6 protein-coding genes are annotated in these 7,713 nt (G+C 70.3%); all 6 read right to left on the reverse strand.

The features are described from left to right. Positions 1 to 65: 65 nt before the first annotated feature. Positions 66 to 1,061: an oligopeptide/dipeptide ABC transporter ATP-binding protein gene (locus M4J07_RS45515; RefSeq protein ID WP_255982825.1), complete on the reverse strand. Its 996-nt coding sequence runs from the start codon at positions 1,059 to 1,061 to the stop codon at positions 66 to 68. Continuing rightward, the gene (locus M4J07_RS45520; protein WP_255982827.1) at positions 1,058 to 2,053 is read right to left on the reverse strand and encodes an ABC transporter ATP-binding protein; all 996 of its coding nucleotides are present in this window, start codon (positions 2,051 to 2,053) and stop codon (positions 1,058 to 1,060) included. The genes M4J07_RS45515 and M4J07_RS45520 overlap by 4 nt, the downstream gene beginning before the upstream one ends. After that, on the reverse strand, positions 2,050 to 2,964 hold the full coding sequence (locus tag M4J07_RS45525; RefSeq protein WP_255982829.1) for an ABC transporter permease: 915 nt from the start codon (positions 2,962 to 2,964) through the stop codon (positions 2,050 to 2,052). Before M4J07_RS45525 ends, M4J07_RS45520 begins: the two co-directional genes overlap by 4 nt. Continuing rightward, entirely contained in the window at positions 2,961 to 4,046 is a 1,086-nt protein-coding gene (locus M4J07_RS45530) for an ABC transporter permease (RefSeq protein WP_255982831.1), read from the reverse strand. Before M4J07_RS45530 ends, M4J07_RS45525 begins: the two co-directional genes overlap by 4 nt. Positions 4,047 to 4,105: 59 nt before the next feature. After that, on the reverse strand, positions 4,106 to 5,989 hold the full coding sequence (locus tag M4J07_RS45535; protein WP_305128997.1) for an ABC transporter substrate-binding protein: 1,884 nt from the start codon (positions 5,987 to 5,989) through the stop codon (positions 4,106 to 4,108). 280 nt (positions 5,990 to 6,269) lie between these two features. Continuing rightward, positions 6,270 to 7,713: MinD/ParA family ATP-binding protein (locus M4J07_RS45540; RefSeq protein WP_255982833.1), on the reverse strand; the 1,444-nt coding region annotated here is incomplete at its 5' end.

Genomic DNA, 7,713 nt, shown 5'->3' on the forward strand with positions numbered 1-7,713 from the left:
GTCGCGCCCCGCGGCGGGGCGCGAGAAGCCCCACCGGGCCCGCACCCGCCCACGAAGCGGCGAAGCTACGGCGCCCCCTCCGAAACCCGGGCGTGGGCCCAGTGGCACGCCACCTGTGCCTCACGCCCACCCGTCAAGACCGGCAGGTCCACCGTGCGGCACGCGTCCGCGACGCCCGCCGCCTCCGCCTCCCCGCCGGCGAGCACCTGACAGCGGGCGTGGAAGCGGCAGCCGCCGGGGATGCGGGACGGGTCCGGCGGCTCGCCGGTGAGCACCACCGGGTCACCGGGAGCCTCCGGCAGCACCGACAACAGGGCCTGTGTGTACGGGTGCTGAGGCGACGTCAGGACATCCTCGACCTTGCCCGTCTCCACGATCCGGCCCAGGTACATCACGGCCACCCGGTCCGCGATGTTCCACGCGAGCCCCAGGTCGTGCGTGACGACCAGCGCCGACAGACCCAGCTCGTCCCGCAGCTTCAGGATCAGCGCGAGGATCTCCCCGCGCACCGACGCGTCCAGCGACGCCACCGGCTCGTCCGCGACGATCAGCTCCGGGTCCAGGACCAGCGCGCCCGCGATGACGACGCGCTGGCGCTGGCCGCCGGACAGCTCGTGCGGATAGCGCAGGAAGAACCGCTCCGGCGGCCGGAGCCCCGCCCGGGACAGGGCGTTCGAGACGGCCTCGCGCTCGTCGCCCGGGTAGCCGTGGATGCGCAGCCCCTCGGCCACCGCGTCGTACACGGTGTGCCGCGGGTTGAGCGAGCCGCTCGGGTCCTGGAGGACCAGCTGGACCCGCTTGCGGTACGCCTTGAGCGCCCGCGACGCGTAGTCGAGGGGCTTCCCGCCGAACGTGACCTGCCCGGACGTCGGCCGCTCCAGGCCGAGCAGGGTGCGCGCCAGGCTCGTCTTGCCGCAGCCCGACTCACCGACCAGGGCCACGATCTCGCCCGGCGCGATGTCCAGGTCGACGCCGTCCACGGCCCGGGCCTCGGGGGCGCCGCGCCGGCCGGGGAACGTCACCTTCAGCTGGTCGGCGCTCAGCAGCGTCTGTGTGGTCATGCCGTGGTGCTCCTTGCGTCGACTGCCGAGGTGGAGGCGTCGGTCGGGCCCACGTGGACGCATGCCGCCCGCCGCTCGGGCCCCGCCTCCCGCAGCGCCTGGTCCTCGGCGGCGCACACGTCGAGCGCCACCGGGCAGCGCGGATGGAAGGTGCAGCCCGAGGGCAGCGCCGACGGGTCGGGCGGGTCGCCGGGCAGTCCGCGCGGCGCGAACCGGGACGCCGGGTCGCCGATCGTCGGGAACGCCGCCGAGAGCGCCTTGCCGTACGGGTGCACCGCGTTCTCGTACACCTCCAGGGCGGGGCCCTCCTCGACCACGCGGCCCGCGTACATCACCGCGAGCCGGTCGCAGGTGTCCGAGAGGACCGCCAGGTCGTGGCTGATCATGATCAGGCCGAGGTCCTGCTCCGCCACCAACTGCTCGATCAGGCGCAGGATCTGGGCCTGGATCATCACGTCGAGCGCGGTGGTCGGCTCGTCCGCGATGATCAGTTCAGGCTCGCAGGCGAGCGCCATCGCGATCATCACGCGCTGGCGCTGGCCGCCGGACAGCTCGTGCGGATAGGACTCCGCGCGCGCGGCCGGCAGGCCGACGTGCTCCAGGAGTTCGGCCACCTTCTTCTTCGCGCCCGCCTGCGTCGCCTTCTTGTGCAGCAGGATCGGCTCGGCGATCTGGTCGCCGACCCGGTGCACCGCGTTCAGCGAGTGCATCGCGCCCTGGAAGACGATCGACGCCCCCGCCCAGCGGACGGCACGGACCCGCCCCCACTTCATGGCGAGGACGTCCTCGCCGTTCAGCAGGATCTCGCCGGACACCTTCGTGCCGGCCGGCAGGAGACGGAGCAGGGCGAGCGCCAGGGTCGACTTGCCGCAGCCCGACTCGCCCGCGATGCCGAGCTTCTGGCCCGCCGCGACGGACAGGTTCACGCCGCGGACGGCCTGCGCCCCGCCGGCGTACGTCACTTCGAGGTCCTTCACCTCTAGCAGCGTCATGACCGCACCCCCAGCTTCGGGTTGAGGACGGACTCGACCGCGCGTCCGCAGAGCGTGAAGGACAGCGCCACGACGGCGATGGCGATGCCGGGCGGTGCCAGGTACCACCAGTCGCCCGCGCTGACCGCGCCCGCCTCGCGCGCGTCCTGGAGCATGCCGCCCCAGGAGGTGATCGTCGGGTCGGACAGGCCGAGGAAGGCCAGCGTCGCCTCCGTGAGGATCGCCGACGAGATGATCATCGTGGTCTGGGCGAGGACCAGGGGCATCACGTTCGGCAGCACGTGCCGGGTCATGATGTGGCCGTGGCCGCCGCCGAGGGCGCGGGCCCGCTCGATGTACGGGCGCGACTCCACCGCGAGGGTCTGGGCGCGCACGAGCCGGGCCGTGGTCGGCCAGGTCGTCACGCCGATCGCGATGATCACGGTCCACATGGAGCGGTCCATCACCGTCGCGAGCGCGATGGCGAGGACCAGGGTCGGCATCACCAGGAACCAGTCGGTGATCCGCATCAGGACCGTCGAGTACCAGCCGCGGAAGTGCCCGGCGACGATGCCGATGACCGTGCCGATCGCCACGCACAGGAACGCGGCCAGCAGGCCCACGGTGAGCGAGACCCGGGCCCCGTAGACCACGAGCGCGAGCACGCTGCGGCCGAACTGGTCGGTGCCCAGCGGGAATTCGCCGCTCGGGCCCTCCAGCGGGCCGCCCGGCGCGTCCGTCACGGACTGGGAGTCCTCGCCCACCAGGACGGGGGCGAGGATCGCGACGAGCGCGATCAGGAACAGCAGACCGAGGCCCCACAGGCCGCCCTTGTGCGAGCGGTAGGACTTCCAGAAACGGGCCGCCGACTGGCGCTTGCGGGCCCGGGCCAGCGCCCGTGGGCTGGTCACCTTCAAGGACTGCGTCGTCATCGGCCCACCCTCGGGTCGAGCAGCGGATACAGGATGTCGGCGAGGGTGTTCGCCAGGATCACCGCGGTGGCGAAGACGAAGAACAGGCCCTGGACCAGGGGGAGATCGGGCACGGACAGGGCGGAGTAGAAGAGCCCGCCGAGACCCGGCCAGGAGAACACCGTCTCGACCAGGATCTGCCCCGCCACCACGTGCCCGAGGTTCACGAACATCAGCGTGAACGTGGGCAGCATCGCGTTCGGCACCGCGTGCTTGCGGCGCACCACGTCGTCCCGCAGGCCCTTGGCCCGCGCGGTCGTCAGGTAGTCGCTGCCCATCTCGTCGAGCAGCGAGGAGCGCATGACGAGCAGCGTCTGCGCATAGCCGACCGCGACGAGGGTGATGACGGGCAGCACCAGGTGGTGCGCGACGTCGATGACGTACGCGAACCCGGTCTCGCCGCCCGATTCCAGGCCGCCCGTCGGGAACATGCCGGGGATCGGCCCGATGCCGACGGAGAAGACGATGATGAGGAGCAGGCCCAGCCAGAACGACGGGACCGAGTAGAGGGTCAGCGCGAACGCCGTGTTGAAGCGGTCGCTCCGCGACCCGTTGCGCCACGCCGTGCGGGTGCCCAGCCAGATGCCGAGCGCCGAGTACAGGACGTACGCCGTGCCGGTCAGCAGCAGCGTCGCGGGCAGCGCGTCGGCGATCTTGTCGATCACCGGGGTGTGGAACTGGTACGAGGTGCCGAAGTCGCCGGTGAGGGCGTCGCCGATGTACGACGTGAACTGCTTCCACATCGGCTGGTCGAGGCCGAACTGGTGGCGCAGGTTCTCCAGTTGCTCCGCGGAGACCCGCTTGCCGCCGGTCATCTGCTTGACCGGGTCGCTCGGGATGAGCCGGAAGAGGAAGAAGCTGGTGACGAGGACGGCGAAGAGCGAGACCACCGCGCCCGCGATCTTCGCCGCCGCGTACTGCACGTACGCCTTGGTGTTACGGGCCCGCGGGCCGCGGGCGGCCGACGACGGCCCGGCCGAAGCCGGGTCGCCGTCGGGACCGTCCGCGGGCTGCACGAGCGCCGGAGTGCTGTCAGCTGTCATGGTTCATGCGAACTCTCGTTACTCGTGCGGGTGTTGACCGCTCGGACGTGCTGCCGGTGCTACTCGCGGTCGTCCGCCGTCGTCCGGCGGCGCCTCATCACGAAGACGCCACCACCGATGACCACGAGCGCGGCGATCACGATCCCGATCACGACCCCGGTGGAGCTGGACGAGCCCGAGTCACTGCTGTCGGACGCCGTCGCCGGCTCCGCCGACCACCAGCTCCAGTACCCGTCCTGGCCGTAGATGTTGCCGGCCGCGGTGGGCATCGTCTGGATGGACTTGATCTGGTCCGTGCGGTAGGCCTCCACCGCGTTCGGGTAGGCCATGACATTCATGTACCCGGAGTCGTACAGCCACGACTCCATCTGCTTGACGTAATCGGCCCGCTTGGCCGGGTCGTACTCGGCGAGCTGCTTGTTGTAGAGGTCGTCGTACGTCTTGTCGCAGATGCCGTTGTCCGTGGCCGCGGTCTCCCGGGCCTTGATGGGCAGGGCGGCGCAGGTGTGGATGCCGAGCACGAAGTCCGGGTCCGGGTTGACCGACCAGCCGTCGAAGGCGAGGTCGTACTCACCGGCGTACCAGGGCACGGAGACGTCGTCGACGCAGTTCAGCTTGAGGCCGACGCCGATCTTGCCCCACCACTCCTTGAGGTACTTGCCGACCGCCTTGTCGTTCGGGTCGGTGGCGTGGCACAGCATGCGCAGGTCGAGCGGCTTGCCGTCCTTGCCGACGCGCTTGCCGTCCTTGAGCGGGTAGCCCGCCTCGTCGAGCAGCTTGCCCGCGGCCGCGGTGTCGTAGCTCAGCTTCTGGCTGTCCGTCGGCTTCCAGAAGTACTCGGAGAAGCGCGGCGGGATGTAGCCCTCGCCCTGCACGGCGTGGCCCTGGAAGACCTTGTCGACGATGGCCTTGGTGTCGACGGAGCGGAACAGCGCCTGGCGCACCCGCTTGTCGAGCAGCGCCTTGTTGCCGTCGCCGAACTTCTTGCCGTCCTTGGTCTTCCAGCCCGGGTTCACCGCGATGGCGTAGAAGCGGCGGCCCGGGCCCTCGTTCACCTTGATGTTCTTCTCGCCCTTGAGCGACGCCGCCTGAGCGGGCGTCAGGGCGGGGGAACCGGCGACGAAGGAGACCTCGCCCTTGCGCAGGGCGGCGACCGCGGCGTCCTGGTCCTTGTACGTCTTGAAGACGATCTCGTCGAACTGCGGCTTCTCCGACTTGCGCCAGAAGTCCTTGTTCGCACGCAGCTTCACGTACTGGTCGGTCTTGTAGGCGGTGAGCTCGAACGGCCCGTTGCCGACGATCGGGAACTTCTCGTCGTTGTTGAACTTCGAGTAGTCCTTGACGTCCTTCCAGATGTGCTCCGGCACGATCGGCACGTCGAGCGCCGTCATCGTCGCCTGCGGCTTCTTCAGCTCGATGACCAGCTGGGTGTCGCTGGGCGCCGTCACCTTCTTGAAGTTGCCGACGAACGAACCGTTCGCGGTGGCCGCGCCCTCGTCCGTCATCATCTTGTTGAACGTGAACGCGGCGTCCTTGGCGGTGGCCTTCTGGCCGTCCGTCCACTTCGAGTCCGAACGGATCGTGTACGTCCACGTCAGCTTGTCGGGCGACGACTTCCACTCGGTGGCGAAGCCCGGGACGACGTGGTTGTCCTTCGGGTCGTAGTTCGTCAGGAACTCGTTCGTCAGGCGGAGGATGCTCGTACTGAGCAGGCGCTGCGCCAGGAACGGGCTGAGCGAGTCGACGCTCTGTGCCACCGCCACCGTGAGCGTCTTCTTGCCGTCGGCCTTGGCCTCGGCCTGTTGGGGGGCCGGGTTGAGCGGCGTGGCCAGGCCCGCCGTCAGGGTGAACGCCGCGGCACCGGCCGCCAGGAGTATCCGCGCACCGCGGCGCGCGGGGCGTGCCGTTCTGTGGTGCCGGTCTTGCTGAGCTTCATTGTTCATCGGTCGGTGACCTCGCGCATCGCTCGCACAGCAGGGGTTTGCCAGATGGGTTGCCTGATGGTTTTCCAGCTCGAATGAAGTGTGTGTCTATCAGCGGCCGTTGACACACGTCAACGGCAGGTGAACCCCATGTGGCCTGCGGAAATAACGAGTTGACCTGCATTTCACGCACATTGGTCGAGACCTCTGACGCTGTGCAGGCCAGCGCATGGCACCCGGTTTGGGGCAGAGCGCGCAAAAGGCCCGCACCGTCCAACGGTGCGGGCCTTTGCGGGAGTTGCTACTGCTGCGGAGGCGGCTGCTGCTGCCAGCCCGGAGGCGGTCCCGGCTGCTGCGGAGGCTGCGGCGCGGGCTGCTGGCCCTGGGCCTGCGGCGGGGGCGGCGGAGCCTGCCAGCCGGGCTGCGGACCGGGCTGACCGGGCTGAACCGGTTGACCCGGCTGACCGGGCTGACCGGGCTGCTGGGGCGGCGGGCCCTGCGGCGGCATGCCCTGCGGGGGCTGGCCCTGCTGCGGCGGGTACGGGGCGGGCGGCTGCTGACCCGGGTAGGGCTGCTGGCCGGGGTACTGGCCCGGGTACTGCTGCTGGCCGGGCATCGGCGGGGCCATGGTGGGCGGCTGGCTGCCGTCCGCCCCGGTCCACAGGCCCTGCTGCTGCTGGGCCCGTGCGAAGTCCTCGGCGACCATCGCGGAGAGGTTGAAGTACGCCTCCCGCACCTTCGGCCGCATCATGTCGAGGTCGACCTCGGCACCGGCCGCCAGGTGCTCGTCGAACGGGACCACGACGACACCGCGGCAGCGCGTCTCGAAGTGGCTGACGATGTCCTCCACCTTGATCATCTTGCCGGTCTCGCGGACCCCGGAGATGACCGTGATGGAGCGCGAGACGAGGTCCGCGTAGCCGTGCGCGGACAGCCAGTCGAGGGTGGTGCTGGCGCTCGACGCGCCGTCCACGGACGGCGTCGAGATGATGATCAACTGGTCGGCGAGGTCCAGGACTCCGCGCATCGCGGAGTAGAGCAGGCCGGTGCCCGAGTCCGTCAGGATGATCGGGTACTGCTTGCCGAGGACGTCGATCGCGCTGCGGTAGTCCGCGTCGTTGAACGTCGTCGAGACCGCCGGGTCCACGTCGTTCGCGATGATCTCCAGGCCGGACGGCGCCTGCGAGGTGAACCGGCGGATGTCCATGTACGAGTTCAGGTGCGGGATGGCCTGCACCAGGTCGCGGATGGTCGCACCGGTCTCGCGGCGCACCCGGCGGCCGAGCGTGCCGGCGTCCGGGTTGGCGTCGATCGCGAGGATCTTGTCCTGCCGCTCGGTGGCGAGGGTGGAGCCGAGGGCCGTGGTGGTCGTCGTCTTGCCGACGCCGCCCTTGAGGCTGATCACGGCGATCCGGTAGCAGGAGAGCACCGGCGTGCGGATCAGGTCCAGCTTCCGCTGCCGCTCGGCCTCCTCCTTCTTGCCGCCGAGCTTGAAGCGGTTGTTGCCGCCGCCGGGGCGGGAGCTCTTCGCCTTCTGCTTCTTGTTGTTGAGCAGCCGGTCGGCCGACAGCTCGACCGCCGCCGTGTAGCCGAGCGGGGCACCGCCGACGTTCGTGGGCTGGCGCTGGTCGTGCTGCACGGGCTGCGGCCAGGCGGCACCGGTGCGCGGGTCGGCGGGCGGGCCCGGCTGGCCGGGGGTCTGCTGGCCCGGCATCGGCTGCCCGGGCATCGGCTGGCCCGGCTGC

The organism is Streptomyces longispororuber (assembly GCF_024448165.1).
Classification (GTDB): Bacteria; Actinomycetota; Actinomycetes; order Streptomycetales; family Streptomycetaceae; genus Streptomyces; species Streptomyces longispororuber_A.